This window comes from Streptomyces sp. NPDC088400 (genome assembly GCF_044753355.1).
GTDB lineage: Bacteria > Actinomycetota > Actinomycetes > Streptomycetales > Streptomycetaceae > Streptomyces.
On sequence record NZ_JBIVMZ010000001.1, the window covers coordinates 79,737 to 104,896 of the forward strand.

At 69.3% G+C, this 25,160-nt stretch carries 27 protein-coding genes and 4 tRNA genes; 23 read left to right on the top strand and 8 right to left on the bottom strand.

Annotation, left to right across the window (positions count from 1 at the left end; all coding sequences use genetic code 11):
* The first annotated feature begins 113 nt into the window (after positions 1-113).
* The 11 genes from ACIQD6_RS00340 (at position 114) to htpX (ending at position 11,648) form a co-directional block, all read left to right on the top strand.
* Entirely contained in the window at positions 114-506 is a 393-nt protein-coding gene (locus ACIQD6_RS00340) for an NADH-quinone oxidoreductase subunit A (RefSeq protein WP_240045916.1), read from the top strand.
* A complete protein-coding gene (locus ACIQD6_RS00345; protein WP_401876617.1) occupies positions 497-1,207 on the top strand; it encodes an NADH-quinone oxidoreductase subunit B in 711 nt (236 codons plus the stop codon). Before ACIQD6_RS00340 ends, ACIQD6_RS00345 begins: the two co-directional genes overlap by 10 nt.
* Entirely contained in the window at positions 1,204-2,475 is a 1,272-nt protein-coding gene (locus ACIQD6_RS00350; protein WP_401876619.1) for an NADH-quinone oxidoreductase subunit C, read from the top strand. The genes ACIQD6_RS00345 and ACIQD6_RS00350 overlap by 4 nt, the downstream gene beginning before the upstream one ends.
* Complete coding sequence (locus ACIQD6_RS00355; RefSeq protein ID WP_401876620.1) at positions 2,472-3,443, top strand: NADH-quinone oxidoreductase subunit H; 972 nt, start codon at positions 2,472-2,474, stop codon at positions 3,441-3,443. Before ACIQD6_RS00350 ends, ACIQD6_RS00355 begins: the two co-directional genes overlap by 4 nt.
* A gap of 104 nt (positions 3,444-3,547) precedes the next feature.
* Positions 3,548-4,054, top strand: coding sequence for a 4Fe-4S binding protein (locus ACIQD6_RS00360; protein ID WP_401878006.1), 507 nt, complete (start codon positions 3,548-3,550; stop codon positions 4,052-4,054).
* A gap of 50 nt (positions 4,055-4,104) precedes the next feature.
* Entirely contained in the window at positions 4,105-4,794 is a 690-nt protein-coding gene (locus ACIQD6_RS00365) for an NADH-quinone oxidoreductase subunit J (RefSeq protein WP_401878008.1), read from the top strand.
* The gene (nuoK, locus tag ACIQD6_RS00370; protein ID WP_401876621.1) at positions 4,794-5,195 is read left to right on the top strand and encodes an NADH-quinone oxidoreductase subunit NuoK; all 402 of its coding nucleotides are present in this window, start codon (positions 4,794-4,796) and stop codon (positions 5,193-5,195) included. The genes ACIQD6_RS00365 and nuoK overlap by 1 nt, the downstream gene beginning before the upstream one ends.
* Positions 5,192-7,201: an NADH-quinone oxidoreductase subunit L gene (locus ACIQD6_RS00375; protein WP_401876623.1), complete on the top strand. Its 2,010-nt coding sequence runs from the start codon at positions 5,192-5,194 to the stop codon at positions 7,199-7,201. The genes nuoK and ACIQD6_RS00375 overlap by 4 nt, the downstream gene beginning before the upstream one ends.
* Positions 7,202-7,228: 27 nt before the next feature.
* Entirely contained in the window at positions 7,229-8,911 is a 1,683-nt protein-coding gene (locus tag ACIQD6_RS00380) for a NuoM family protein (RefSeq protein WP_401878010.1), read from the top strand.
* Positions 8,908-10,461: an NADH-quinone oxidoreductase subunit N gene (locus ACIQD6_RS00385; RefSeq protein ID WP_401876625.1), complete on the top strand. Its 1,554-nt coding sequence runs from the start codon at positions 8,908-8,910 to the stop codon at positions 10,459-10,461. The genes ACIQD6_RS00380 and ACIQD6_RS00385 overlap by 4 nt, the downstream gene beginning before the upstream one ends.
* Positions 10,462-10,778: 317 nt before the next feature.
* A complete protein-coding gene (gene htpX, locus ACIQD6_RS00390) occupies positions 10,779-11,648 on the top strand; it encodes a zinc metalloprotease HtpX (RefSeq protein WP_401876627.1) in 870 nt (289 codons plus the stop codon).
* A gap of 76 nt (positions 11,649-11,724) precedes the next feature.
* On the opposite strand, the gene ACIQD6_RS00395 is transcribed toward htpX, so the two are convergent.
* Entirely contained in the window at positions 11,725-12,126 is a 402-nt protein-coding gene (locus ACIQD6_RS00395; RefSeq protein WP_401876628.1) for a YccF domain-containing protein, read from the bottom strand.
* A 327-nt stretch (positions 12,127-12,453) separates the two neighbouring features.
* Between ACIQD6_RS00395 and ACIQD6_RS00400 the strand changes: the two genes are divergently transcribed.
* Complete coding sequence (locus tag ACIQD6_RS00400; RefSeq protein WP_401876630.1) at positions 12,454-12,723, top strand: GlsB/YeaQ/YmgE family stress response membrane protein; 270 nt, start codon at positions 12,454-12,456, stop codon at positions 12,721-12,723.
* A 61-nt stretch (positions 12,724-12,784) separates the two neighbouring features.
* Here ACIQD6_RS00400 and ACIQD6_RS00405 read toward each other — a convergent pair whose 3' ends face one another.
* From ACIQD6_RS00405 to ACIQD6_RS00415, 3 genes are all read right to left on the bottom strand, one after another.
* Positions 12,785-13,564 carry an alpha-ketoglutarate-dependent dioxygenase AlkB family protein gene (locus ACIQD6_RS00405; protein WP_401876632.1) on the bottom strand — a complete coding sequence of 260 codons (780 nt, stop codon included), beginning with the start codon at positions 13,562-13,564 and terminating at the stop codon, positions 12,785-12,787.
* The gene (locus ACIQD6_RS00410; RefSeq protein WP_401876633.1) at positions 13,561-14,064 is read right to left on the bottom strand and encodes a methylated-DNA--[protein]-cysteine S-methyltransferase; all 504 of its coding nucleotides are present in this window, start codon (positions 14,062-14,064) and stop codon (positions 13,561-13,563) included. Before ACIQD6_RS00410 ends, ACIQD6_RS00405 begins: the two co-directional genes overlap by 4 nt.
* 229 nt (positions 14,065-14,293) lie before the next feature.
* Positions 14,294-14,782: a YajQ family cyclic di-GMP-binding protein gene (locus ACIQD6_RS00415; RefSeq protein ID WP_401876634.1), complete on the bottom strand. Its 489-nt coding sequence runs from the start codon at positions 14,780-14,782 to the stop codon at positions 14,294-14,296.
* Between the two features lie 305 nt (positions 14,783-15,087).
* On the opposite strand from ACIQD6_RS00415, the gene ACIQD6_RS00420 reads away from it, so the two are divergent.
* Positions 15,088-15,169, top strand: a tRNA-Tyr gene (locus tag ACIQD6_RS00420).
* A 110-nt stretch (positions 15,170-15,279) separates the two neighbouring features.
* Here the strand turns inward: ACIQD6_RS00420 and ACIQD6_RS00425 are convergent.
* Together ACIQD6_RS00425 and ACIQD6_RS00430 are read right to left on the bottom strand one after the other, a co-directional pair.
* The gene (locus tag ACIQD6_RS00425) at positions 15,280-15,936 is read right to left on the bottom strand and encodes an SDR family oxidoreductase (RefSeq protein ID WP_401876636.1); all 657 of its coding nucleotides are present in this window, start codon (positions 15,934-15,936) and stop codon (positions 15,280-15,282) included.
* 58 nt (positions 15,937-15,994) lie between these two features.
* On the bottom strand, positions 15,995-17,266 hold the full coding sequence (locus ACIQD6_RS00430; RefSeq protein ID WP_401876638.1) for an amidohydrolase family protein: 1,272 nt from the start codon (positions 17,264-17,266) through the stop codon (positions 15,995-15,997).
* Positions 17,267-17,631: 365 nt separating this feature from the next.
* On the opposite strand from ACIQD6_RS00430, the gene ACIQD6_RS00435 reads away from it, so the two are divergent.
* From ACIQD6_RS00435 to ACIQD6_RS00460, 6 genes are all read left to right on the top strand, one after another.
* A tRNA-Thr gene (locus ACIQD6_RS00435) sits at positions 17,632-17,704 on the top strand.
* Positions 17,705-17,751: 47 nt separating this feature from the next.
* A tRNA-Met gene (locus tag ACIQD6_RS00440) sits at positions 17,752-17,824 on the top strand.
* 92 nt (positions 17,825-17,916) lie between these two features.
* Positions 17,917-18,081, top strand: a complete 165-nt coding sequence (gene rpmG / locus ACIQD6_RS00445; protein WP_003956487.1) for a 50S ribosomal protein L33 — start codon at positions 17,917-17,919, stop codon at positions 18,079-18,081.
* An 88-nt stretch (positions 18,082-18,169) separates the two neighbouring features.
* Positions 18,170-18,622 carry a MaoC family dehydratase N-terminal domain-containing protein gene (locus ACIQD6_RS00450; protein WP_401876640.1) on the top strand — a complete coding sequence of 151 codons (453 nt, stop codon included), beginning with the start codon at positions 18,170-18,172 and terminating at the stop codon, positions 18,620-18,622.
* Positions 18,623-18,627: 5 nt separating this feature from the next.
* Positions 18,628-19,056 (top strand): MaoC family dehydratase, encoded by a 429-nt coding sequence (locus tag ACIQD6_RS00455; RefSeq protein ID WP_401876641.1) that lies wholly within the window; start codon positions 18,628-18,630, stop codon positions 19,054-19,056.
* 118 nt (positions 19,057-19,174) lie between these two features.
* Positions 19,175-20,257 carry a UDP-N-acetylmuramate dehydrogenase gene (locus ACIQD6_RS00460; RefSeq protein WP_401878011.1) on the top strand — a complete coding sequence of 361 codons (1,083 nt, stop codon included), beginning with the start codon at positions 19,175-19,177 and terminating at the stop codon, positions 20,255-20,257.
* 39 nt (positions 20,258-20,296) lie between these two features.
* On the opposite strand, the gene ACIQD6_RS00465 is transcribed toward ACIQD6_RS00460, so the two are convergent.
* Together ACIQD6_RS00465 and ACIQD6_RS00470 are read right to left on the bottom strand one after the other, a co-directional pair.
* Entirely contained in the window at positions 20,297-21,325 is a 1,029-nt protein-coding gene (locus ACIQD6_RS00465) for an adenosine deaminase (protein WP_401876642.1), read from the bottom strand.
* A gap of 133 nt (positions 21,326-21,458) precedes the next feature.
* Positions 21,459-22,685, bottom strand: a complete 1,227-nt coding sequence (locus ACIQD6_RS00470) for a pyridoxal phosphate-dependent aminotransferase (RefSeq protein ID WP_401876643.1) — start codon at positions 22,683-22,685, stop codon at positions 21,459-21,461.
* Positions 22,686-23,117: 432 nt separating this feature from the next.
* Between ACIQD6_RS00470 and ACIQD6_RS00475 the strand changes: the two genes are divergently transcribed.
* From ACIQD6_RS00475 to rplK, 4 genes are all read left to right on the top strand, one after another.
* Positions 23,118-23,190: transfer RNA gene (locus tag ACIQD6_RS00475), tRNA-Trp, on the top strand.
* 110 nt (positions 23,191-23,300) lie between these two features.
* On the top strand, positions 23,301-23,585 hold the full coding sequence (gene secE, locus ACIQD6_RS00480; RefSeq protein ID WP_401876645.1) for a preprotein translocase subunit SecE: 285 nt from the start codon (positions 23,301-23,303) through the stop codon (positions 23,583-23,585).
* 71 nt (positions 23,586-23,656) lie between these two features.
* On the top strand, positions 23,657-24,529 hold the full coding sequence (gene nusG, locus ACIQD6_RS00485) for a transcription termination/antitermination protein NusG (RefSeq protein ID WP_401876647.1): 873 nt from the start codon (positions 23,657-23,659) through the stop codon (positions 24,527-24,529).
* Positions 24,530-24,716: 187 nt separating this feature from the next.
* Complete coding sequence (rplK, locus tag ACIQD6_RS00490) at positions 24,717-25,151, top strand: 50S ribosomal protein L11 (protein ID WP_401876649.1); 435 nt, start codon at positions 24,717-24,719, stop codon at positions 25,149-25,151.
* Positions 25,152-25,160: the final 9 nt, after the last annotated feature.

The window sequence follows — 25,160 nt, forward strand, 5'->3', positions numbered from 1 at the left end:
CGAACCCACTACGGGAGACGCGGCTGCTTACCGTTTCTTTAGCAGGGCCTAGACTCCCGTGCGTACAGATCGTCGAAGAAGCTGCTTACTAGGTCAGGGAGCGAGGGGCGGACGTGTCGCAACCGACCGTTCTCGCGTCGGACTACTTCCAGAGCTATTCGGTGGTCGGTCTGCTCGCGGTCGTCGGCGTGCTGTTCGTTGCCGTGGCCTTCGGAGCGGGCCGGTTGCTGCGGCCGGTGGTGCCGACGCCGGAGAAACTGCTCACGTACGAATGCGGAGTGGATCCCGTGGGCGAGGGCTGGGCCCACACTCAGGTCCGCTACTACGTCTACGCGTTCCTCTACGTGATCTTCGCGGTCGACTCGATCTTCCTGTTCCCGTGGGCGACCGTCTTCGCCGCACCGGGATACGGCGCCACGACGCTGGTCGAGATGTTCATCTTCCTCGGCTTTCTGGCCGTAGGACTGCTCTACGCATGGAAGAAGGGCGTCCTGGAATGGACGTGACCCCCGCTCCCGAATCTCGCGCTGCGGAGGCCCGCACTCCCGAGGCCTCCACTCCCGGGACGTCCACCGCCGAGGCCTCCTCTTCCGAGGCGCGCACTCCCGTACAGCTGCCGATCGCGTCCGCCGGCGGCTCCGACACGGGCAGCCGTCTCGGCGTGCTCTCCCGGCTGGCCCCCGAGCCCATGAAGGTGGTCCTCAACTGGGGCCGCCGCTACAGCCTCTGGGTCTTCAACTTCGGGCTCGCCTGCTGCGCGATCGAGTTCATCGCCGCTTCCATGGCCCGGCACGACTTCATCCGGCTCGGCGTGATCCCCTTCGCACCGGGCCCGCGCCAGGCCGATCTGATGGTCGTGTCCGGCACGGTCACGGACAAGATGGCTCCCGCCGTGAAGCGTCTGTACGAGCAGATGCCCGAGCCCAAATACGTGATCTCCTTCGGCGCCTGTTCCAACTGCGGCGGCCCGTACTGGGACTCGTACTCCGTCACGAAGGGCGTCGACCAGATCATCCCGGTCGACGTCTACGTACCGGGCTGCCCGCCGCGTCCCGAAGCGCTGCTCCAGGGCATCCTGAAGCTCCAGGAGAAGATCGCCCGCGAATCGCTCGGCGAGCGCTACGCCTCGGGCGGCCGGCCCTCGGCCGCCGCCCTGAGCAGCGGACTGGTCGCCGCCCCGCCGACACCGGGGGAGAGCTCCTCGTGAACGCCTACGACCGGCTCCCGGACGCCGCCGCCGAGCTCTTCGGCGAGGACGCCACGGCCGAGCTGACCTACGACCTCCTGACGGTCGACGTCCCCGCCGCGTCCTGGATCGCCGCCCTCGAAACCGCCCGTGACCAGCTGGGCTGCACCTATTTCGACTGGCTGAGCGCGGTCGACGAACCGGGTACGGGCTTCCGCGTCTGCGCCCATGTGGCCGCGCTGGGAGGCGGTACGGGCGGAAGCGGTACGAGCGCCACAGGAGGAATCGGTACGGGGGGCACGGGAGGAAGCGGTACGGGTGGCACGGGCGGTACGGTCCGCCGGCTGCTGGTCCGTACGACCGTTCCGCACGACGCGGCCGTCCTCCCCACAGCCATCGAGGTCTACGCGGGCGCGGGCTGGCACGAGCGCGAGACGTACGAGATGTTCGGCATCTCCTTCACCGACCACCCGAACCTCGCCCACCTCCTTCTCCCCGAGGCGTTCGAGGGCCATCCGCTGCGCAAGGACTTCGTCCTCGCGGCCCGGGTCGCCAAGGCCTGGCCGGGCGCGAAGGAACCGGGGGAGTCCGAACACGGCGGACCGAAGCGTCGACAGATGCTCCCGCCCGGCGTCCCCGACCCGAACGAATGGGGCCCCCTGAAGGGCCAGTTGCCCCCGGCCCCGGCCCGCCCCGCGCGCGGAGCACGCGCCGGGGGAGCCGTGGCTGCCGGGGGAGCCGCGCGGGGGGCGGGAGCCACCGGCGACCGTCCGGCCCGCCGCGCCCGCAGCGTTACGGAGGGATCGGCCGCCCAGCGCCCGGCACCGCCCGCCCCAGCGGAGAACGGGACGAAGGACGGGACGAAGGACGGGACGAAGGACGGGACGGGCAAGGCGGCGACCGAGGCGACGCCCCGGACCCCGGCAGGGTCCGAGCCGACACCCCAGGCTCCGGCAGCGGCCGAGCCGAAGCGGGAAGTCCCGCCGACTGCTCAGGACGCGCCCTGGCACAAGCCGCGTCCGGCCTTCGAGGACAGCGAGAGCCGGCCCGCCCCGGCCGAGTCCGAGAACGACGGCCCCGAGAACGACGGCCCCGAGAGCGAGAGTCCCGAGAGCAACGGTTGGCAGACCGAGGGCCGGCAGCCCGACAGCCCGCAGGCCAAGGGGCAGCGGCCCGACAGTCCGCAGACCGAGGGCCGGCAGCCCGACAGTCCGCAGGCCGAGGGGCAGAAGCCCGACAGCCCGCGGAGCAACGGCCCCCAGACCGACCGCCCCGAAGGAGACGCGTGAACGACGTACTCGACGTCGCCCTCCGGCTGGTTGTCGTCTTCGCCGTGTTCCTGGTCGTCCCCCTCGTCGTCGGGCAGACCGAGCACAAGGTGATGGCGCACATGCAGGGCCGTCTCGGCCCCATGCACGCGGGCGGCTTCCACGGCTGGGCCCAACTCGTCGCGGACGGTGTGAAATTCGCGCAGAAGGAGGATGTGGTCCCGGCCGACGCCGACCGCCGTATCTTCCAACTCGCCCCGGCCGTCGCCCTCCTCCCGTACCTCCTCGTCCTGGTCGTGATCCCGGTCGGGCCGGGCGAGGGCGCGGTCGGGCAGGTCATCGACGCGGGGATCTTCTTCGTCCTCGCCGTGATGGGCATCGGCGTGCTCGGCTCGCTCATGGCGGGCTGGGCCTCGGCCAACAAGTTCTCCCTCCTGGGTGGTCTGCGGACCGCCGCGCAACTGCTCGCGTACGAGCTGCCGATGCTGCTCGCCGCCGCCTCGGTCGCGATGGCGGCCGGCACCGTCTCACTGCCCGGCATCCTCAACGCCTTCGAGTGGTGGTGGCTGCCGTGGCAGATCGTCGGCGCCCTGGTCTTCTTCGTCGCGGGCCTCGCCGAACTCCAGCGCCCTCCCTTCGACATGCCGGTCGCCGACTCCGAGATCATTTTCGGCGCCTACACCGAATACACGGGCCTGCGCTTCGCGCTGTTCCTGCTCGCCGAGTACGCGGGCATCGTCGTTCTCTGCGGGCTGACGACCGTCCTCTTCCTCGGCGGCTGGCACGGCCCGCTCGGCGCCGACGGCCTCGGCTGGGTCTGGACGCTCCTCAAGACGGCCGTACTCGCCTTCGTCGTCATCTGGCTCCGGGTGAGCTATCCGCGACTGCGCGAGGACCAGTTGCAGAAACTCGCCTGGACCGTCCTCATCCCGCTCGCTCTCGCGCAGATCGCGCTCACCGGCATCGTGAAGGTGGCGATCAACCAGTGACCCGCCCGTCCCCCGACCACCACGCCCCGGCGACGCCCTCCGGGCGGCGCTCCTCCTTCCCCGGATCCGGCCTGGCCAAGGGCCTGGCCGTCACCCTGCGCACGATGACGAAGAAGACCGTCACCGCGCAGTACCCGGAAGCACAGCCCGAACTCCCGCCCCGCACCCGCGGGGTGATCGGGCTGTTCGAGGAGAACTGCACGGTCTGCATGCTCTGCGCTCGTGAATGCCCCGACTGGTGCATCTACATCGACTCCCACAAGGAGACGGCCCCGGCCGCGGCCCCCGGCGGCCGCGAGCGCAGCCGTAACGTCCTCGACCGGTTCGCCATCGACTTCTCGCTCTGCATGTACTGCGGTATCTGCATCGAGGTGTGTCCTTTCGACGCGCTGTTCTGGTCGCCGGAGTTCGAGTACGCGGAGGCGGACATCCGCGAACTCACCCACGAACGGGACAAGCTCCGCGAGTGGATGTGGACGGTGCCGCCGCCGCCCGCCCTCGACCCGGGCGCGGAGGAGCCGAAGGAGATCGGAGCGGCCCGCAAGGCGGTCGAGAAACTCGAAGCGGCTCAGCGAAAAGAGCGGGAACAGGAACAGGAGGGCGGCGAGTGACCCTCGCAGCAACCGCCGCGACCGTGACCGCGACCGCAACGGAGACCGCCATGGCAACCGCGAACACAGCCGCCGCGGCCGGACACGGCTTCCTGTCACCGAGCGGCGTCGAGATCGCCTTCCTTCTCGTCGGCCTCGTCACCTTCGGCGCGGCTCTTGTCACCGTCACGACCAAGCAACTGGTGCACGCCGCCCTCTGGCTGGTCGTGGCGCTCGGCGGCCTGGCCGTCGAATACCTGCTGCTCACGGCGGAGTTCATCGCCTGGGTGCAGGTCCTGATCTATCTCGGTTCCGTGGTGGTGCTCCTTCTCTTCGGTCTGATGCTCACCAGGGCGCCCATCGGCCGCTCACCGGACGCCGATTCGGGCAACCGCCCGGTCGCGCTGGCGGTGGCCGTCGCCGCGGCCGCCGCCCTGGTCTGGGTGGTCGTCGACGCGTTCCGTACGACCTGGATCGACCTGGACGGACCGGTCCAGGGCTCCACCGCGGTGACCGGCCAGTTCCTCTTCCGGAACTGGGTGCTGCCCTTCGAAGCGCTCTCCGTTCTGCTCCTGGCCGCCCTCGTCGGCGCGATCGTCCTGTCCCGCAGGAACACCGGCGCCCCGAAGAGCAGCAACTCTCCGAAGAACAGCGGTTCCCCGAGGAGCAACAACTCTCCGAAGAACAGCAACTCTCCGAAGAACGGCAACGCCCCGAAGAGCACCGATTCCCCCAGCGGTAGCGGTAAGGAGCAGCGCTGATGCATCTCGCCTATCCCGCCGTGCTCGCGGCCCTCCTGTTCTGCACCGGGCTGTACGGAGTACTCGCGCGCCGCAACGCGATCCTCGTCCTGATGTCCGTCGAGCTGATGCTCAACGCCGTCAACCTCAATCTGGTCGCCTTCGACGTCTGGCTGCGCGACACCCTGCACACCGGTCAGGCGCTCACCCTCTTCGTCATCGCCATCGCCGCGGCGGAGATCGGCATCGGGCTGGCGATCGTCCTGATGGTCTACCGCAACCGCGGCACCTCGGACGTCGATGCCCTCCGCGACACCGCCGAAGGCCCTGACGACACCGGGGCCCTGGCGCTGACACCGGATCAGACAGCGGCACCGACACCCGCGCAGACAGCGGCACAGAAGGCCGAGGCCACCACGTGACCACCACGACCCTCGCCGTTCTCGTCCCCCTTCTTCCCTTCCTGGGCGCTGTCGCCGGGCTGCTGCTCGGCCGTACCGCACCCGGGTTCGTACGCCCGCTGGCCGTACTGCCGACCCTGGTGGCGGCCGCGCTCGCCGTCGTCGTGGCCGTACGCCAGGGCGGTGGCGCCGGCAACGGGACAGCGCCGCTGGAGGCCGCGACCCAGCTCGCCCCCACCGGCTCGGTCCCCATCGACCTCGCCCTGTACATCGACGGTTTCGCGGCCCTGGTCGCCGTCACCGTCGGCGTCGTCGCGTCCTGTGTGCAGATCTACTCGACGGGCTACCTGCGCGGCGACGCGCGCTACCCCTCGTACGCCGCCCTGGTCTCCCTCTTCACCTCCGCGATGCTGCTCGTCGTCTACTCCGGCGACCTGATGGTGCTGCTGGTCGGCTGGGAGATCATGGGCATCTGCTCGTACTTCCTCGTCGGTCACTACTGGGAGACCCCCGAGGCGCGCGCCGCCTCCCTCAAGGCGTTCCTGGTCACCAAGCTCGGCGATGTCCCCTTCCTGATCGGCCTGTTCGCGCTGGCCGCCGACGCCGGTACGTTCCGGATCACCGGGGTCCTGAAGACCGTCGCGGACGGTGGCCTCGACCACCCCACCCTGGTCGCGCTGCTGCTACTCGCGGGCGTGGCGGGCAAGTCCGCGCAGTTCCCGCTGCACACCTGGCTGCCCGACGCGATGGCCGGACCCACGCCCGTCTCCGCGCTCATCCACGCCGCGACGATGGTCGCCGCCGGTATCTACTTCGTGGCCCGTCTCCTCCCTGTCTTCGCCGCCTCCGGGACGGCCCTGACGGTGCTGGCCGTGATGGCCGCGATCACCATGGTCGGCTCGGCGCTGGCCGCCCTCGCCCAGGACGACATCAAGCGGGTCCTCGCCTACTCGACCATCGGACAGCTCGGCTACATGTCGGGCGCCCTGGCCGTGGGCGACCGTGGCGCGGCCGTCTTCCACCTCATCTCGCACGGCGCGTTCAAGGCCCTCCTCTTCCTCGGCGCCGGCGTGATCATCCACGCCGCCGGCACCAACTCGCTCGCCACGATGTCCCGTACGCACGGCCTGTCCAAACGCGTCCCGGACGCCTACTGGACGATGACCGTCGCGCTGCTCGCCCTCGCCGCGATCCCGCCCTTCGCCGGCTTCTTCTCCAAGGAGTCCGTCCTCGTCGCCGCCGAGCACACCGCGCTCGACAGTTCCTCCGGCATCGCCCCCGGGGCCGCGGGCTGGACAGTGCTGGTCGCCGGTCTGCTCACCGCCCTCCTGACGGCCGGCTACGCCACCCGCCTCTGGCTGCTGGTCTTCCGCGGCCGCGGTGCCGAGGCCCCCGACCACGGCAAGCAGCCCTTCTCCATGAACGCCGTCCTGTGGGTACTCGCCCTCCCCACCGTCGGTCTCGGTCTGACGGTCGGTGTTCTCGCCGACTGGTTCGACGGACACAGCCTCGCCCCGAACCTCACCACCTCCGTGCTGGGCACGGGAGTCGCCCTCGCCGGCGGGCTGGTCACCTACGGCTGCTGGCGGCACACCACGGCGCTCGCGGCACGCACCCCGATGGGCGCCGTCGTCGCCCACCCGGACGCCGAACCCGCTCTCGCCGAGATGGAAGCCATCGAGAACCACACCCGTGTCTACGGCTCCATGGCGGCGGCCCCCGACCCGGCCGACCCCGGGCGGCTCCTGCTGGGACCGCTCCACCGCCACGCGGTGTCCGGCTTCCATCTCGACGCCGTCTACCACAGCCTGTTCGTACGCCCCGTCCTCGCGGCGGCCCAACTGGTCCGCTTCCTCGACCGCGAGGTCGTCGACACGTACGTACGCGGTGCGGGCGCCGGCGCCCGCCAACTGGGCGCCGCCGTACGCCGGGCGCAGACCGGCAATGTGCAGACCTACCTCAGCGCGCTGCTCGCCGGCTCCGTCGTCCTGGCGATCGCCGCCGTCCTCGTCGCCGCCGGAGCGTGAGCCGTGATCGATATCAGTGAGTCCGTGATGCAGTTCCTTCTCGCGTTGATCGTCGTCGGGCCGCTCGTCGGCGCCGTCGCGGCGCTCCTCCCGGCCCCGCCCGGACTGCGGGGCAGAAGCCCCGACCAGGCCGTGCTGCGCCACGGTGTGACCGTGACCGGCGCGATCCTCGTCGCGGCGATCGTGCTGGCCCTCGGCTTCGACCATGACCATCCGTCGAAGATGCAGGCCACGACGGACATCAGCTGGATCGCGGCACTGGACGTGCGGATCCACCTCGGCATCGACGGCATTTCGCTCCCCCTCCTGGTCCTGACCGCGCTGCTGACCTTCCTCTGCGCGCTCTACAGCTACTTCAAGCAGCAGCATCAGCAGCCGACGCCGCAGACCAAGGACCCTTCGCCCACGGCCTCTTCGTCCAAGACGCCTTCGCCGAAGGGCTTTGTCGCCCTGCTGCTCGTCCTTGAGTCCGGCATGCTCGCGACCTTCGCCGTCCTCGATCTGATGCTGTTCTTCCTGGCCTTCGAGATGGTGCTGATCCCGATGTACTTCTTCATCGCCCGCTGGGGCGGTTCGGAAGGAGTGACCGGTGGCCGGGAGGCCGCCGCCTGGAAATTCATCCTCTACACGCTGCTCGGTTCCGTGGTCATGCTGCTCGGCCTGCTGCTCATCGGGCTCAACGCGGGCACATTCGACATGGTGGCACTCGCCACTGACAACGGCCGGGGTCTCAGTACATCCGTGCAGGTCATCGCCGTTCTCGCGATCGGCCTCGGACTTGCGGTGAAGACTCCGATGTGGCCGCTGCACAGCTGGCTGCCGGATGCCCACACCGCAGCACCCACCGTCGGCTCCGTCCTCCTCGCCGGCGTCCTGCTCAAGATGGGTACGTACGGATTCGTCCGTATCATCCTGCCCATCGCCCCCGACGGGATGCGGACCTTCGCGCCCTACCTCGGAGCCCTGGCCGCCGTCGGCATCATCTACGGATCCCTCGCCTGCCTCGCCCTCGCGAAGCAGGGCGCGGGCGGCGACCTCAAACGGCTGATCGCCTACTCCTCCGTCGGCCACATGGGCTTCGTGCTGCTCGGCATCGCGTCCATGACACCCACCGGCGTCAACGGCGCGCTCTTCGCCAACATCGCCCACGGCCTCATCACCGGCCTGCTGTTCTTCCTGGTCGGAGCGCTCAAGGACCGCTACGGCACCGCTGATCTCGACACCCTCTCCGGAGCGACGGGCGCCGCGCTCTACGGCCGCGCCCCGCGCCTCGGCGGACTGCTCGCCTTCGCGGCCGTCGCCTCCCTCGGACTGCCCGGACTCGCCGGTTTCTGGGGTGAGATGCTGGCGATGTTCGGCGCCTTCGATCCCGCGCCAGGGCTGAGCCGCCCCGCCTTCCTCACTTTCATGGTGATCGCCGGCTTCGGCACCCTGCTCACCGCCGCGTACCTCCTGATCGTCGTACGCCGCGTCTGCATGGGCGTGAAGCCTCAGGAAGCACAGGAAGCCCAGCAAACACAGGGGCCGCAGGAAGCACAGGGAGCGAAGGGAGCGAGGGAAGCGCAGCACTTCGCCGACGTCCAGACCTACGAATTCGCCGCCTGGACCCCGCTCGTCGCCCTGACCGTCCTCGCCGGACTCTGGCCCGCGGTCCTTCTCGGACTCACCGACCCCGCCGTGCAGAAGCTCCTCGCAGGAGGCAAGTCGTGACCGTGGCCGCCGAGAGTGCCGCAAGTGCCGCCGGCCTCGTCCAGTCCGTCGACTGGCTCGCGATCGCGCCCCCCACCATCACGGCGGCGGTCGCGCTGATCGTGCTGCTCGCCGACCTCTTCGTACCGGAGCACCGCAAGCCGCTCCTCGGCGGTATCACCATCGCCGGTCTCGTCGCCGCGCTGATCAGCCTCGTACCCCTGCTCCACGGCGACCGCTCGACGTTCTGCCTCCCCACCGACGCCGCTGTGTGCAGCTACACCGCCGATCATTTCGCGCTGGTCATCCAGCTGCTGGTGCTCGGCGGGGCCCTGCTGACCGCTCTGCTCTCGCTCCACGACACGTGGAAACTCCCCGTAGGGGAGTACTGGTTCCTGCTGCTCTCCTCGGCGGCCGGCGCGGCCCTGCTGCCCGCCTCACGCGATCTCGCCACCCTGGTCGTCGCCCTCGAAGTCGCGTCCCTGCCCGCCTTCGCCCTGGTCGGGATGAGGCGCGGCGACCGGCTCTCCTCCGAGGCCGCGCTGAAGTTCTTCCTCTCCTCGGTGACCGCGACCGCCGTGATGCTGCTGGGCGTCAGCTTCGTGTACGTCACGACCGGCAGCCTGCACCTCACCCGCGTCGCCGCCGAGCTGAACGATGTCCCCGGCCAGTTCGAGACCCTCGCGGAGGCGGGCGTCGCCCTCACCCTCGTCGGCTTCGCCTTCAAGACGGCTGCGGCCCCGTTCCACTTCTGGGTCCCCGACACCTACGTCGGCGCGCCCCTGCCCATCGCCGCGTATCTCTCCGTCGTCGGCAAGGCGGTCGGTTTCTCCGGCCTCATCCTGGTGACCGTCGTCGCGTTCCCCTCGTACGGGAACGTGTGGGGCCCGGTCCTCGCGGTCCTCGCCGCGCTCACCATGACCGTCGGCAATGTCGCGGCGCTGCGCCAGTCCTCCACGCGCGCGTGGAGCGCGGTACGGCTGCTGGCCTGGTCGTCCGTAGGACAGGCGGGCTATCTGCTGGTACCGATCGCGGCCGCCGCGTACGCGGGACACGAGCGGATCGGATCCACCGTCGCGTACGCCCTCATGTACGCCGTCGTGAACCTCGGTGCCTTCGCCGTCGTCGCGCTGGTGGCCCGTATGCAGCCGCTGAACCGCATCTCCGACTACGCGGGCCTCTACTCGCGGCGGCCCCTCGCCGCCCTCTCCATGGGCTTCTTCCTGCTGTGCCTGGCAGGACTGCCGCCGGGCATCATCGGCCTGTTCGCCAAGGTCACGGTCTTCTCGACGGCCGTCGACGCGGGCCTCGGCTGGCTGGCTGTCGTCATGGCAGTCAACGTGGTGATCGCGCTCTACTACTACCTCCAGTGGACGGCCGTCCTCTTCCGTGCCCCGGAGGGGCAGCCCGAGCAGGCCGCCGGGGCCGAGGCATCCGCCCACGGCGAACTGGTCGTACACAGGGCCCCGGTGGCGGTCACCGCGGCCATCGCACTGACCGCCGTGGCCGGTGTCGTCCTGTCCGGGGCGCCCCAGTTGGTACTGCGCTTCGCCGGCGTCAATCTCTTCTGACATCGCCCTCTTCCGACATCGCCCGCGCCAGTCCCCGCGCCAGTCCCCGCGCCAGTCCCTGCGCCAGTTCTGTCTTCTTCTGATCTGTCTCTTCTGACGCCGGTCCCGTCAGCACGTCCCCCGGCGCCAGTTCCTTCCCGGACGGCCGTCCCGGGCCCGTAGGGCGTACGCCGCCACCTCGACGGCGTACGCCCCTGCCCCGCAGCGCCAGGGAACCCGCACCGCTCGCCTCGCGTTGACCAGTACGGAAGGGTCCACTGAAGAGTGGAGCAGCATCAGTAGAGGGTCCCCCTGCCGCACCACTTGGAGGGCGTACCGTGCACCGCCGGCACAACGGGCTGAAGACCGCAGTACTCCTCGGGGGGCTGTCCGCGATCATCATCGCGTTCGGCAGCTTCTTCGGCCGTACGGGCCTGATCGTCGCGCTTGTCGTGGCGGTCGGCACCAACGCGTACGCCTACTGGAACAGCGACAAGCTGTCCCTGCGCGCCATGCGGGCCCGCCCCGTCAGCGAATTCGAGGCGCCGCAGCTCTACCGGATCGTCCGCGAGCTCTCGACGGCCGCCCGTCAGCCCATGCCCCGGCTGTACATCTCACCGACCCAGGCCCCGAACGCGTTCGCCACCGGCCGCAACCCCCGCAACGCCGCCGTCTGCTGCACGGAAGGGATCCTGCAGATCCTCGACGAGCGCGAGCTGCGCGGTGTCCTCGGTCATGAACTCAGCCATGTCTACAACCGCGACATCCTGATCTCGTCGGTCGCCGGAGCCCTCGCCTCCGTCGTGATGTTCCTGGTGAACTTCGCCTGGCTCATCCCCGTGGGCCGGTCCGACGACGATGACGGCCCCGGCATCGTAGGGATGTTGTTGATCATGCTCCTGGGGCCGCTCGCGGCCTCGGTCATCCAGCTGGCGGTGAGCCGTTCGCGTGAGTACGAGGCGGACGCCTCGGGCGCGCAGATCACCGGTGACCCACTGGCCCTGGCGAGCGCCCTGCGCAAGCTCGACGCCGGGACGAAGCAGCTTCCGCTCCCGCCCGAACCGCAGATCGAGACCGCGAGCCACCTGATGATCGCGAACCCGTTCCGGCCCGGACGGGGGTTCTCGAAGCTGTTCTCCACCCACCCGCCGATGGCGGAGCGCATCGCACGGCTGGAGCGGATGGCCTGCGGCGGCAGAGGGCTCTGACGGAGGGGGCTCTGAAGACGGCGACCGAACCCAGCATCCAGCGCCCAGCGACTCTTGGACCGGCCGCCGGTCGGTCCTAGCGAGCCCCGAAGGCCACATCCGTCGCCACGACATCCCGCCCCAGCGGCATCAGCGAGATGGGGATCAGCTTCAGGTTCGCCCAGCCGAAGGGGATCCCGATGATCGAGATGAAGAGCGGGATGCTGGTGAGCAGGTGCCCCAGGGCCAGCCACCATCCGGCGAAGACGACCCAGATGACATTGCCGATGAAGGACGGCGCACCGGCGCCCGGGCGTTCGACCGTCGTGCGGCCGAAGGGCCAGAGCACATACCCGGCGATCCGCAGGGAAGCGACGCTGAACGGAATAGTCACGATGAAGATAAAGCAGATGATCGCGGCGAGGACGTATCCGAGCGCCATCCAGATCCCGCAGAACACCAGCCACAGGATGTTCAGGATCAGCTCTATGAGCTTCATGATCACTCGCCTTCCGTGTGGACCACCGGTTATCGCTGCTCAGACTCAGTATCGGTCCTGAACGGCATCAGACGAAACCGGAAGGCCGTTCCAACCCGCGAACGCATGTCTCGCGGGATGCGGGGTAGTTGATCATCAAGCCGGATCGGCGGCATCGCGTGGCCCGGTTGCCGAACGACCCCCGCTCGCCGCTGAGTCGCCCTGTGTCGAGCACCCCGGAGTGTGGACAGTTCCTGTGTCCTGCACCGCACTCCACGGTCCGTGCAACCGCACCCGGCCCTTTTGGCGTCTTCCGGGGCAACTCAGTACGAAAGGCAGGTTTGTGGCATGGCCGTCATCAGCTGGATCATTCTCGGACTACTTGCCGGAGCCGCCGCCAAGATACTGCTCCCCGGCAGGGACCCCGGTGGGCTGATCGGTACGACTCTCATCGGTATCGCGGGAGCCTTCATCGGTGGCTGGATATCGTCCCGCTGGCTCGACCATCCGATCACCAAGGGTTTCTACGACGGCGCGACCTGGATCTCGGCGATCGGCGGGGCGCTCGTCCTGCTCATCGTGTACCGGCTTCTCTTCGGGCACTCGCGATCCCGCTGACCCCACTCGTCCCGCCTGCCCCTGACTCCACTGACCCCGCTCACCCCGCGGTCTCGCGGTACTACGCGAGACCGGTCTCCCGCAGGGTGATGTTCAGCCGCCCGCTCTTCACGCCCGTGGCCGGGGCAGCGGTTCCTGGATACACCTTCGGCACGCCGTGGTACGCGAAGCGGGACGGGCCTCCGAAGACGAAGAGATCTCCGGAGGCCAGCTCGACATCCGTGTACGGCCGCCCCCGGTTCTCCGCCTGACCGAAGCGGAAGACGCAGGTGTCGCCGATACTCAGGGACACCACCGGGGCATCGGACTTCTCGTCCTTGTCCTGGTGCATGCCCATCTTCGCGGCACCCTCGTAGAAATTGATGAGAGCCGTGTCAGGGGTGTACGCCGGACCGCCGTACACCGCACCCACCCTCGGGCCACCGCTCCCCACCCTGTCGACCAGCGGACCGTGGACCAGTGGACCGTCGATCAGCGGGCCATCGGCCGGCGGACCGTCGGCCACCTGCTCGCCGTACGCCTCGACCAGCGCCGCCCGCCCCAGTTGGACGAGCCAGTCCGGGAAGGCCGCGACCCGGGCGCCGTTCACATCCCCGGCGGTACGGGTGTATCTGTACGGCTGCCAGTGCCAGCCGACACAGACGGTCTGCACGGACATCACACCACCACCCGGCAGCACCGTGTGCCGGATCGGCACCGGCCCCCGCGCCCACTCCCGGCAGCTGTCCACCAACTCCCGCTGCCGTTCCACCGACAGCCAGTCGGGCACATGTACGGCCCCGGGCGCGACGACCGCGCGCGGCCTCGGAAACAGCTCTCCATACGCGGCACCCGGGCTCATGACGCCGTCGCGCCCTCCAGGCCGAGGAGCCGCTCCTTGTTCGCCAGCCCGCCGGCGTACCCCCTGAGTGCCCCGTCCGCCCCGATCACCCGGTGACACGGCCGTACGACAAGCAGCGGATTCCGCCCGATCGCGGTCCCCACGGCCCGCACCCCGGCTCCGGCGGAGCCGACCTGCTGGGCGATCTGCCCGTACGTCACCGTGACGCCGTACGGAATGGCGTCCAGCGCCTGCCAGACCCGCCGCTGGAAGTCGGTCCCGCCGGCCACGTACTCGACGTCGAAGTGCGTCAACGTGCCCTCGAAGTACGACCCGAGCTGTCCGGTGATCACGTCGAAAGCCTCCGGAGCCGGGACCCAGCCGTCCAGGACGACGGCCGCGCCCTTCTGTCCCGGCAGGGAGAGTGAGGCGAGCGCGGTGCCGCCCTTCGCCGTGGCGGATTCCTCACCGACCAGCAGCAGTTCGCCCAGCGGACTGTCGATCGTTGTGTACACGGTCATCACTCGGTCATCTCCTCGCAGAGTGTCCAGCTGTCGACTTCTTGCGGCCGTTGACTTCCTGCAGCTGTCCACGAGAACGATTCTCTGCCTGTCCGGCAGCCGAGGCTGGCGGAATTCGGACACGGCATCCTCGCGCGGGTCATTAGAGGTGCGCGAGTCACCAGAGGCGCGCGGGTCACGAGGTACGGGGCCGGAGACGGATCGCCGCCCCGTCCCCGTACCGCCTTCCCTACCGGTAGTTCACGAACTGCAGCGCGAAATCGAAGTCGTGCCCCTTCAGCAGCGAGATCACGGTCTGCAGGTCGTCACGGCTCTTCGAACTGACCCGCAGCTCCTCGCCCTGCACCTGCGCCTTGACCCCCTTGGGGCCCTCGTCGCGGATGAGCTTCGCGACCTTCTTGGCGTTGTCCTGGGAGATGCCTTCCTCGATCGAGGCGAAGATCTTGTACTCCTTGCCGGACAACTGCGGCTCACCGGCGTCCAGCGCCTTGAGCGAGATCCCGCGCTTGATCAGCTTGGACTGGAAGACATCGAGGATCGCGCTGACCCGCTCCTCGGAGTTCGCCTCCATGAGGATCTTCTCGCCGGACCAGCCGATCGAGGCTCCGACGTTCTTGAAGTCGTAACGCTGCGAGATTTCCTTCGCGGCCTGATTGAGGGCGTTGTCGACCTCCTGCCGCTCGACCTTCGAGACGATGTCGAAACTGGAGTCGGCCATGTCCTGTGGCTCCTTGTATCGGGGGCTGCTTCGGGGTGTTCGCTTCAGGATGTTGCTTCGGTGCTGCCGGGTGCTGCTCAAAGTGTTGTCCGAGATGCCGCCGACGGTGCCGCCGGGGCGCTCGTCACCTGCTCACTCGGCGACCGGACGCCGCCGACCGCTGGCGTAAAGCCTAGTCACCCGGGCCAGCCGCGAGGGCTGATCAATCCGGTGGCAGAGCACCCCTGGGCATCGGGTATCGTTTACGTCGTTGCCACGGAGCACCGCCCACCAGCGGCCCCCTCCAAACGGCAGCGACATCCCATGGCGGTGTGCCCGAGTGGCCAATGGGAGCGGACTGTAAATCCGTCGGCTTAGCCTTCCCAGGTTCGAATCCTGGCGCCGCCACGCGATAAAGAAGATGGCCCCTGCTCTGCGGAAACGTGGAACAGGGGCCATTTTCATTGCCACGGTCACTACCGGTCACGTACCCGCGGCCCGTGGAATCACCGAAATGATCAGCCGCCCGCGGCCGCCTTCGTCGCCTCGGCCACCGGTACCGTCCCGCCGATCAGTTCCAGCGTCCGACCCGCCGTGCCCGGGGTGTCCAGCAACTCGGCCAGTACCGCCGCCACATCGTCCCGCGTCACGGAGTCCCGGCCCGTCGACTCCGCGAGCCGGACGAGGCCGGTGCCCGGGTCGTTCGTCAGGGCCCCCGGCCGCAGGATCGTCCAGTCGAGCGCGGACCGGGAGCGTACGTAAGCGTCCGCCGCGCCCTTGGCACGCAGATAGGCGTCGAAGACCCCGTCGCCCTCGTGTTCCGGGTCCGCACCCATCGAGGAGACGACGAGGTGGCGCCGTACCCCCGCGCGCTCCGCCGCGTCCGCGAAGAGCGCCGCGGCGCCGCGGTCCACCGTGTCCTTGCGTTCCGTACCGCTGCCCGGACCGGCGCCGGCCGCGAACACCGCGGCGTCCGCGCCCTCCAGCGCCGCCGCGACCTCGTCGACCGAGGCCGACTCCAGGTCCAGGACGACGGGTTCGGCGCCCGCCGCCCGCAGATCGTCGGCCTGTTCCGGTTTGCGGATGACGCCCGCCACCTCGTGTCCGCGCGCGGCGAGCAACTGCTCCAGCCTCAGCGCGATCTGACCATGTCCTCCGGCAATCACAATTCGCATACTCACGACCGTACGTCCGCCCGGCTGTTCACACTCACGCGCCACGGCGGCGCCCCACTCATGGTCCGGGGTGGCCGGGTTGGCCCGAGGGGCCGAGGTCGGAGCGTCCCTGGCGCGGGAGTTCCAGGGGCAGGGGCGCCGCCGAATCGCAGTACTCCCGCACCGCGCTCGTCCGCGTCACCACCCGCCCGCGATGGATGACGATCCTGCTGTACGCGAGGGACAGCGCGCCCGCGATGTCCTCTCCGCGCACGGCCATCAGCTCGGCGGGGGAACCGGCCTCCACCCGGACCTCCGGCAGCCCCATCGCCGCCCGCGCCGCCGTACTCACCGCGCCGTACGCGTCCTCCGGCCGCATCCCGCCCCGCGAGGCCAGCAGATACGCGGCCTCCAGAGGATCCCCGCGCCCGACCGGATTCGATACGTCCCGCAGAGCGCCGCTGCCCGCCGCGACCCGTACGCCGGCCGCCCGCAGCAGCTCCACGGGGGCGACACCGCGCTCGTCCGTGCCCCCGCAGCCTCCCTGCGGCAGGCAGACCACCGTCACACCGGCCGCCGCCAGCCGGTCCGCCGCCCGCGCCGCCACATCGGCCGGCAGCCGGGCCAGACCGGCGCAGGGGCCGAGCGTCACTCCTTGCCGCAGGCCGCCGGCCATCGCCGCGAGCCGGGCGAGCCACGCAGGATCGTCACCGTCCGTATGCAGATCGACCGGACAGCCGTGCTCGGCCGCGACCTCCAGCACCGCCTCCAGATACCCGGCCGGATCCGGATCGAGGCCGGGCCGGCCGCCCACCGCCCCCGCGCCCATCTTCATCGCGTCGCGCAGCATCGCGAGCCCGTCGGCGCCCGCGAGCCCCGTCAGCAGCCGCGGTACGGCGACGGTGGTCAGGTCGGCGAGGCCGCGCAGCGAACGCCGGGCCTGGAGCACCGCCTCCATCCGGTCGAGCCGCCCCACGTCGCCGATCCGTACGTGGGAGCGCAGCGCGGTCGCGCCGTGCCCCAGTTGCAGCAGTGCGGCTTCGGTGGCGCGCCGCCGCGCATCGTCGGGGCAGTCTCCCGGGGGCCCGGCCGGGACGGGCGTGGTGAGCGCGGTCAGCGCGGTGTCGCTGTGGGCGTGCGGCTCGGCGGGGGCCGGGAGCAGCAGGTAACCGGCGAGGTCCACCCGGGCGCCGTGCGAGGCGAGGCTGCCCGCCGCTCCGACGGCGTCGATCCGGCCCGCGCGGAGCCGTACGTCCACGGTGCGGCCGTCGGCGAGACGGGCGCCGCAGAGGACGAGCGCGGCGGTGTCGGCCGTGGCGCCGTCGGGCGGTTGCGGCTGGCTGTCGGGCATCGCGCTCCTGGTCGGGGCTGCCTTGCCGGGCTGTGGACCGGACCCGGCAGCCCTGCGGTGGTGGGAGTCCGGGCAGGGGCTCTGGCGCGCGGATCACACGCAGAGGCGGATCACACGCAGAGTGGGTCGAGCGTAGGGGCGCCTTCGACGCGCTTCGGGGAGGAGCGCAATAGTCGTACCGGGCGAGGCCGCGAATGCCGTACGTGAGTGCCCCTCGGTGATCCGTACGCGTGCCGAACCAGCGCCTCCGAGCGCCGAACCAGCGCCGTACGAGTGCCTCCCGGGCCGCAGCGGGACGCGTGAGGTGAGGGCCGGAAAACGGATTTGGGCGAACGGCAACCGACCGTGTAATGTCTTCATCGCTCGCCCCAATAGCTCAGTCGGTAGAGCGTCTCCATGGTAAGGAGAAGGTCTACGGTTCGATTCCGTATTGGGGCTCAGATGTTCGGTGATCCTCGCCTTCGGGCGAGGAGATCCAGCATCGAAGCGGTGTAGCTCAGTCGGTAGAGCAAGCGGCTCATAATCGCTGTGTCACCGGTTCAAGTCCGGTCACCGCTACACACGGTAGCCGATTGCGGGGTCGGTCCTTCGATCGGCTACTCTTTTATGCGTTCATCCTTTCATCCGTTGTCCGTCCAAGGAGCACTCACGTGGCTGCCACCGACGTCCGCCCGAAGATCACGCTGGCCTGCGTGGAGTGCAAGGAGCGGAACTACATCACCAAGAAGAACCGGCGTAACAACCCGGACCGTCTTGAGATGAAGAAGCATTGCCCGCGCTGCAACTCGCACACCGCGCACCGCGAAACGCGCTGAATCAGGCTCGTATGCGAGGCCGTCCCCGTTGGGGGACGGCCTCGCGTCGTTTGTTGTGATCACATTCATCACAGGAGGGAGCGAGTCCATGGCGCTCGATCAGTCCTTCGTGGGGCGGAGTTATCCACCCACCGAGCCGTACGAGGTCGGCCGGGAAAAGATCCGCGAGTTCGCCGAGGCGGTGGGCGACCGCAACCCGGCTTACCACGACCCGGAGGCCGCCAAGGCTCTCGGACACTGCGATCTGATCGCCCCGCCGACGTTCGTGTTCGCCATCACGTTCAAGGCCGCGCGCGGCGTCATCGCCGACCCGCAGCTGGGTCTGGACTACAGCCGGGTGGTGCACGGCGACCAGAAGTTCGCCTACACCCGTCCCGTACGGGCGGGGGACCGGCTGACCGTCACCTCGACCATCGAGGCCATCAAGTCCCTTGCCGGGAACGACATCATCGACGTCCGTGGCGAGGTGCACGACGAGGGCGGCGAGCATGTCGTGACCGCCTGGACCAAGCTGGTGGCCCGCGCCGCCGAGGAGGCGTGAGGACGATGGCCGCGAAGATCGCTTACGACGAGGTCGAGGTCGGCACGGAGCTGCCGGCGCAGAGCTTCCCCGTCACACGCGCCACGCTGGTGCGGTACGCGGGCGCCTCGGGGGACTTCAACCCGATCCACTGGAACGAGAAGTTCGCCAAGGAGGTCGGGCTCCCGGACGTCATCGCGCACGGCATGTTCACGATGGCCGAGGCGATCCGTGTGGTGACCGACTGGACCGGCGACCCGGGGGCCGTCGTCGAGTACGGCGTCCGCTTCACCAAGCCCGTCGTGGTGCCCAACGACGACGAGGGCGCGCTGGTCGAGGTCAGCGCCCAGGTCGCGGCCAAGCTGGACGACGGCCGGGTCCGGGTGGACCTGAAGGCCATGAGCGCGGGACAGAAGGTGCTGGGGATGTCCCGCGCCGTCGTTCAGCTCGCCTGAACCGGATCGGTTCTTCTCCTCACGTAAGGGGTGCTCGCCATGGCGGGCACCCCTTACCTGTGGGCGGACGAGTGCACGGCCGCCGCCTGATCCCGGGCCGTTGAAATTCAGGGATCGAATTTCAACGGCCCGTACTCTTGTTCCTGTGCAGGAACTCCACGATGCCCCCCTCGCCCCCCTGACCACCTTCCGCCTCGGCGGACCGGCGACACGCCTCGTCACGGCCACCACCGACGACGAGGTGATCGACGCCGTACGTGAGGCGGACGACGCCGGAACACCGCTGCTGATCATCGGCGGCGGCAGCAACCTGATCATCGGGGACAAGGGCTTCGACGGCACCGCCCTGCGGATCGCGACAAAGGGGTTCACGCTCGACGGCACCACGCTGGAGCTGGCCGCGGGCGAGACCTGGACCGACGCCGTCGCCCGTACCGTCGAAGCGGGCCTCGCGGGCGTCGAATGCCTCGCCGGCATCCCCGGCTCGGCCGGCGCCACACCGATCCAGAACGTCGGCGCGTACGGCCAGGAAGTGTCCAGCACCATCACCGAGGTCGTCGCCTACGACCGCGCCACCCGCGAAACCGTCACGCTCGCGGGCGCCGACTGCGGCTTCTCGTACCGCCACAGCCGCTTCAAGCAGCACCCCGAGCGCTGGGTCATCCTGCGGGTCCGCTTCGCGCTGGAGGACGCGGGCGGGCTCTCCGCCCCCCTCAAGTACGCCGAGACGGCCCGCGTCCTCGGTGTCGAGCCCGGGGACCGCGTCCCCGCCGCCACCGCCCGGGACACCGTCCTGGGGCTGCGGGCCGGCAAGGGCATGGTGCTGGACCCCGCGGACCACGACACCTGGTCCGCGGGCTCCTTCTTCACCAACCCGATCCTCACCGACCAGGAACACGCGGACTTCGTCACCCGCGCCAGGGCCCGCCTCGGCGACGACGTGACACCGCCCGGATTCCCGGACGGGAGTGGCCGTACGAAGACCTCCGCGGCCTGGCTGATCGACAAGGCCGGCTTCACCAAGGGCTACGGCACGGGCCCGGCCCGCATCTCCACCAAGCACACCCTCGCCCTCACCAACCGGGGCGCGGCGACCACCGAAGACCTGCTCGCCCTCGCGCGCGAGGTGGTCGCCGGGGTCCACGAGGCGTTCGGGATCATGCTGGTCAACGAGCCGGTGACGGTCGGCGTCAGCCTCTGACGAGCGGATTGGCCGCACACATCGCAGGGAGGGGCCCCGTCAGTCGGCCAACCAGCCGTCGATCCCCGCAAGCAGCCTGTCGCGTACCTCCGTCGGCGCCGCCGAACCCCGTACCGACTGCCGGGCCAGCTCCGCCAGTTCGGTGTCGCTGAACCCCTGGTGGTTGCGGGCCAGTTCGTACTGCGCGGCCAGCCGCGAGCCGAAGAGCAGGGGGTCGTCCGCGCCCAGCGCCATCGGGACCCCCGCGTCGAACAGCGTCCGCAGCGGCACGTCCTCCGGCTTCTCGTAGACGCCCAGCGCCACGTTCGAGGCCGGGCAGACCTCGCACGTCACCCCGCGCTCCGCGAGCCTGCGCAGCAGCTTCGGGTCCTCGGCGGCCCGGACGCCGTGCCCGATCCGGGTGGCGCGCAGATCGTCCAGGCAGTCCCGTACGGACGCGGGCCCGGTCAGCTCGCCGCCGTGCGGCGCGGCCAGCAGCCCGCCCTCCCTGGCGATCGCGAAGGCCCGGTCGAAGTCCCTGGCCATGCCGCGACGTTCGTCGTTGGAGAGACCGAAGCCGACGATGCCCCGGTCCGCGTACCGCACCGCGAGCCGGGCCAGGGTCCTGGCGTCCAGCGGATGCTTCATACGGTTGGCCGCGACGAGCACCCGCATCCCCAGACCGGTCTCCCTGGACGCGGCGTCCACCGCGTCCAGGATGACCTCCAGGGCGGGGATCAGTCCGCCGAGATGGGGGGCGTACGACGTGGGGTCGACCTGGATCTCCAGCCAGCCCGAGCCGTCCCGTACGTCCTCCTCGGCGGCCTCGCGCACCAGCCGCTGGATGTCCTCCGGGGCACGGAGGCAGGACCGGGCGATGTCGTAGAGCCGCTGGAAACGGAACCAGCCGCGCTCGTCGGTGGCGCGCAGCTTGGGCGGTTCGCCGCCGGTCAGGGCGTCGGGCAGATGGACGCCGTACTTCTCGGCGAGTTCCAGCAGGGTCGTGGGCCGCATCGAGCCGGTGAAATGCAGATGCAGATGAGCCTTGGGCAGCAGGCTGAGGTCGCGAGGTCGGGTGGTGCTCTCCATTGGTAGATCCTGCCGCACGGAAACGCGGACCGGCAGCCACTTTCCCCGATCGAGATCTTGCCCGAACAGAAAAGCGGGCCCCAGGCCGTGGCCGGGAGCCCGCTTTCCGGAGCGGAGGAGCCGAAGCAGAACGTCAGTTCTTGGCCTCGGCCAGCAGCTTCTGGAGCCGCGTGATGCCCTCGGCCAAGTCCTCGTCGCCGAGCGCGTACGACAGCCGCAGATAGCCGGGTGTGCCGAACGCCTCACCCGGGACGACCGCGACCTCGGCCTCGTCCAGGATCAGCGCGGCCAGCTCGACCGACGTCTCCGGGCGCTTGCCGCGGATCTCCTTGCCCAGCAGTGCCTTCACCGAGGGGTACGCGTAGAAGGCGCCCTCCGGCTCCGGGCACAGGACGCCGTCGATCTCGTTCAGCATCCGCACGATGGTCTGACGGCGCCGGTCGAACGCCGACCGCATCGCGGCGACGGCGTCGAGGTCGCCGGAGACGGCCGCGATCGCCGCGGCCTGGGCGACGTTGGAGACGTTGGACGTGGCGTGCGACTGGAGGTTGGTCGCGGCCTTGACGACGTCCTTCGGGCCGACGATCCACCCCACGCGCCAGCCGGTCATCGCATAGGTCTTGGCCACACCGTTGACCACGATGCACTTGTCGCGCAGCTCGGGCACGACGGCGGGCAGCGAGGTGAAGGTGGCGTCGCCGTAGACGAGGTGCTCGTAGATCTCGTCCGTCATCACCCACAGGCCGTGCTCGACGGCCCAGCGGCCGATGGCCTCGGTGTCGGCCTCGCTGTAGACGGCGCCCGTCGGGTTGGACGGTGAGACGAAGAGCACGACCTTCGTACGCTCCGTGCGGGCCGCCTCCAACTGCTCGACGGAGACGCGGTAGCCGGTGGTCTCGTCGGCCACGACCTCTACCGGGACACCGCCGGCCAGCCGGATCGACTCGGGGTACGTGGTCCAGTACGGAGCCGGGACGATGACCTCGTCGCCCGGATCCAGGATGGCCGCGAACGCTTCGTAGATCGCCTGCTTGCCGCCGTTGGTCACCAGGACCTGGGAGGGGTCGATCTCGTAACCGGAGTCACGCAGCGTCTTCGCGACGATGGCGACCTTGAGCTCGGGGAGCCCGCCGGCCGGCGTGTAGCGGTGGTACTTGGGGTTGCGGCAGGCCTCGACAGCGGCCTCGACGATGTAGTCGGGGGTCGGGAAGTCGGGCTCGCCGGCGCCGAAGCCGATGACCGGACGCCCGGTGGCCTTGAGGGCCTTGGCCTTGGCGTCCACGGCGAGGGTCGCGGACTCGGAGATCGCGCCGATGCGGGCGGAGACCCGGCGCTCGGTCGGAGGGGTTGCAGCGCTCATGAGGCCCATGGTCCCAGACCTGAAACTTCCGCGACACACAAGTTTCGCTCTGCGGACAAAAAGAGGGTGCTCGCTCTGCGGACAGAAGAGAAAAAGGTGCTCGCCCTGCGGACAGAAGAGAACTCGCCCTGCGGACTGAAGAGAAAAGGTGCTCGCTCTGCGGACTAGAAAGAGGGTGCTCGCTCTGCGGACCCGCGGAGGGTGCTCCCTCCGCGGACGGAAAGCGGATGAGAGAGGGACACGCGAGCGTATGGACGGATGGACATATGAACAGCTGGACCGTGCGTGCGATCCGGGGAGCCGTGTCGGAGGAAGCTGTTCGACGCAGGGGCCGGGAGCACGTACACTCACTGGTCGTTGGCCCTCAGCAGCCAGGTCCGCACCGCGTACACCGTGCGTCCGGTCGGATGCGGTAGGTTGAGGGGAACGCAAAGGGTCGTAGCTCAATTGGTAGAGCACTGGTCTCCAAAACCAGCGGTTGGGGGTTCAAGTCCCTCCGGCCCTGCTACACACACCTTCCGCCAGGATGTGTGCGCATGTACGTACGTTTCAATGCATCGCCGTGCGGCTCCCCCGGGCGCGGCACGGCCACGACCCGGAATCAGGTGAGAGAGCGTGACGGACGCCGTGGGCTCCATCGACAAGCCTGATGCCGACGACGAATCCGCGGAGTCGAAGAAGCCCCGTAAGGGCGGCAAGCGCGGCAAGAAGGGCCCGCTGGGCCGTCTCGCGCTCTTCTACCGTCAGATCGTCGCCGAGCTGCGCAAGGTCGTCTGGCCGACTCGCAACCAGCTGACCACGTACACCACCGTGGTGATTGTCTTCGTAGTCATCATGATCGGTCTGGTGACCGTGATTGACTATGGCTTCCAGCAAGCAATCAAGTACGTCTTCGGCTGATCCCGCGGAGGGCGCCCACGCGGCGCCCCTTTCGCGTGTTCCACCCATTGAGCCAGGAAGAAGCAGCCACCGTGTCTGACCCGAAACTGAACGACGCCAGCGAGTCGGTGGAGTCCACGAAGGACGAGACCGACATCGTCGAGGCGGCGGACGCTGTCGAGCCAGACCAGGCCGAAGCCGCTGACGTCGCCGCCGGCGAGTCCGCCGAAGAGGCCGCTGTGCACGTCGAGGACGAGGACGCCGAGGCGTCCGACGAAGCGGAGTCGTCGGAAGACGCCGACGACGAGGACGCCGTCGAGGACGAGGCCGCCGAGCCCGAGGCTCCGGCCGACCCGATCGTCGCCCTCCGTGAGGAACTCCGCGGTCTGCCCGGCGAGTGGTACGTCATCCACACCTACGCGGGCTACGAGAAGCGCGTGAAGGCCAACCTGGAGCAGCGTGCCGTCTCGCTGAACGTCGAGGAGTTCATCTACCAGGCCGAGGTCCCCGAGGAAGAGATCGTCCAGATCAAGAACGGCGAGCGCAAGAACGTTCGCCAGAACAAGCTGCCGGGATACGTCCTGGTGCGCATGGATCTGACGAACGAGTCCTGGGGCGTCGTCCGGAACACCCCCGGTGTCACCGGCTTCGTGGGCAACGCCTACGACCCGTACCCGCTGACCCTGGACGAGATCGTCAAGATGCTCGCCCCGGAGGCCGAGGAGAAGGCCGCCCGTGAGGCCGCCGAGGCCGAGGGCAAGCCGGCTCCGTCCCGCAAGGTCGAGGTCCAGGTGCTGGACTTCGAGGTCGGCGACTCGGTCACCGTCACCGATGGCCCGTTCGCCACGCTCCAGGCGACCATCAACGAGATCAACGCCGACTCGAAGAAGGTCAAGGGCCTGGTCGAGATCTTCGGCCGCGAGACCCCGGTCGAGCTGAGCTTCGACCAGATCCAGAAGAACTGAGCCAGTGCCGCTCGCGGCACCAGCGCCCTTCTGAACAGCAGCTTCCGACAGGTCAGGCAGGCTCCCACAGCTGTCTGACCTGTCGGTTTTTGGCCGTGCAGCTATACCCGTTATCGTTGTGCGGTATGCCTCCATCCGGATGGCCGGATGGCTGGCTGAAAACTCTCACTAGGACCCGGAGAGAGCAATGCCTCCCAAGAAGAAGAAGGTCACGGGGCTTATCAAGCTCCAGATCCAGGCCGGCGCGGCCAACCCGGCACCGCCGGTCGGCCCCGCGCTGGGTCAGCACGGCGTCAACATCATGGAGTTCTGCAAGGCCTACAACGCCGCGACCGAGTCGCAGCGTGGCATGGTCGTGCCGGTGGAGATCACGGTCTACGAGGACCGTTCCTTCACCTTCATCACCAAGACTCCGCCGGCCGCCAAGCTGATCCTCAAGGCCGCGGGTGTGGACAAGGGCTCCGGCGAGCCGCACGTCAAGAAGGTCGCGAAGCTCACCCGCGACCAGGTGCGTGACATCGCCACGACCAAGATGCCCGACCTGAACGCGAACAGCCTGGAAACCGCCGAGAAGATCATCGCCGGTACCGCCCGTTCCATGGGCATCACGGTCGAGGGCTGACCCAGCCGG

What these genes read in the sequence shown, in the direction of transcription:
- ACIQD6_RS00345 (WP_401876617.1), top strand. Translation starts at nt 497, where the DNA reads ATGGACGTGACCCCCGCTCCCGAATCTCGCGCTGCGGAGGCCCGCACT.
- ACIQD6_RS00360 (WP_401878006.1), top strand. Translation starts at nt 3,548, where the DNA reads ATGACGAAGAAGACCGTCACCGCGCAGTACCCGGAAGCACAGCCCGAA.
- ACIQD6_RS00365 (WP_401878008.1), top strand. Translation starts at nt 4,105, where the DNA reads ATGGCAACCGCGAACACAGCCGCCGCGGCCGGACACGGCTTCCTGTCA.
- nuoK (WP_401876621.1), top strand. Translation starts at nt 4,794, where the DNA reads ATGCATCTCGCCTATCCCGCCGTGCTCGCGGCCCTCCTGTTCTGCACC.
- ACIQD6_RS00380 (WP_401878010.1), top strand. Translation starts at nt 7,229, where the DNA reads ATGCAGTTCCTTCTCGCGTTGATCGTCGTCGGGCCGCTCGTCGGCGCC.
- ACIQD6_RS00395 (WP_401876628.1), bottom strand. Translation starts at nt 12,126, where the DNA reads ATGAAGCTCATAGAGCTGATCCTGAACATCCTGTGGCTGGTGTTCTGC.
- ACIQD6_RS00400 (WP_401876630.1), top strand. Translation starts at nt 12,454, where the DNA reads ATGGCCGTCATCAGCTGGATCATTCTCGGACTACTTGCCGGAGCCGCC.
- ACIQD6_RS00405 (WP_401876632.1), bottom strand. Translation starts at nt 13,564, where the DNA reads ATGAGCCCGGGTGCCGCGTATGGAGAGCTGTTTCCGAGGCCGCGCGCG.
- ACIQD6_RS00410 (WP_401876633.1), bottom strand. Translation starts at nt 14,064, where the DNA reads ATGACCGTGTACACAACGATCGACAGTCCGCTGGGCGAACTGCTGCTG.
- ACIQD6_RS00415 (WP_401876634.1), bottom strand. Translation starts at nt 14,782, where the DNA reads ATGGCCGACTCCAGTTTCGACATCGTCTCGAAGGTCGAGCGGCAGGAG.
- ACIQD6_RS00425 (WP_401876636.1), bottom strand. Translation starts at nt 15,936, where the DNA reads ATGCGAATTGTGATTGCCGGAGGACATGGTCAGATCGCGCTGAGGCTG.
- ACIQD6_RS00430 (WP_401876638.1), bottom strand. Translation starts at nt 17,266, where the DNA reads ATGCCCGACAGCCAGCCGCAACCGCCCGACGGCGCCACGGCCGACACC.
- ACIQD6_RS00450 (WP_401876640.1), top strand. Translation starts at nt 18,170, where the DNA reads ATGGCGCTCGATCAGTCCTTCGTGGGGCGGAGTTATCCACCCACCGAG.
- ACIQD6_RS00455 (WP_401876641.1), top strand. Translation starts at nt 18,628, where the DNA reads ATGGCCGCGAAGATCGCTTACGACGAGGTCGAGGTCGGCACGGAGCTG.
- ACIQD6_RS00465 (WP_401876642.1), bottom strand. Translation starts at nt 21,325, where the DNA reads ATGGAGAGCACCACCCGACCTCGCGACCTCAGCCTGCTGCCCAAGGCT.
- ACIQD6_RS00470 (WP_401876643.1), bottom strand. Translation starts at nt 22,685, where the DNA reads ATGAGCGCTGCAACCCCTCCGACCGAGCGCCGGGTCTCCGCCCGCATC.
- rplK (WP_401876649.1), top strand. Translation starts at nt 24,717, where the DNA reads ATGCCTCCCAAGAAGAAGAAGGTCACGGGGCTTATCAAGCTCCAGATC.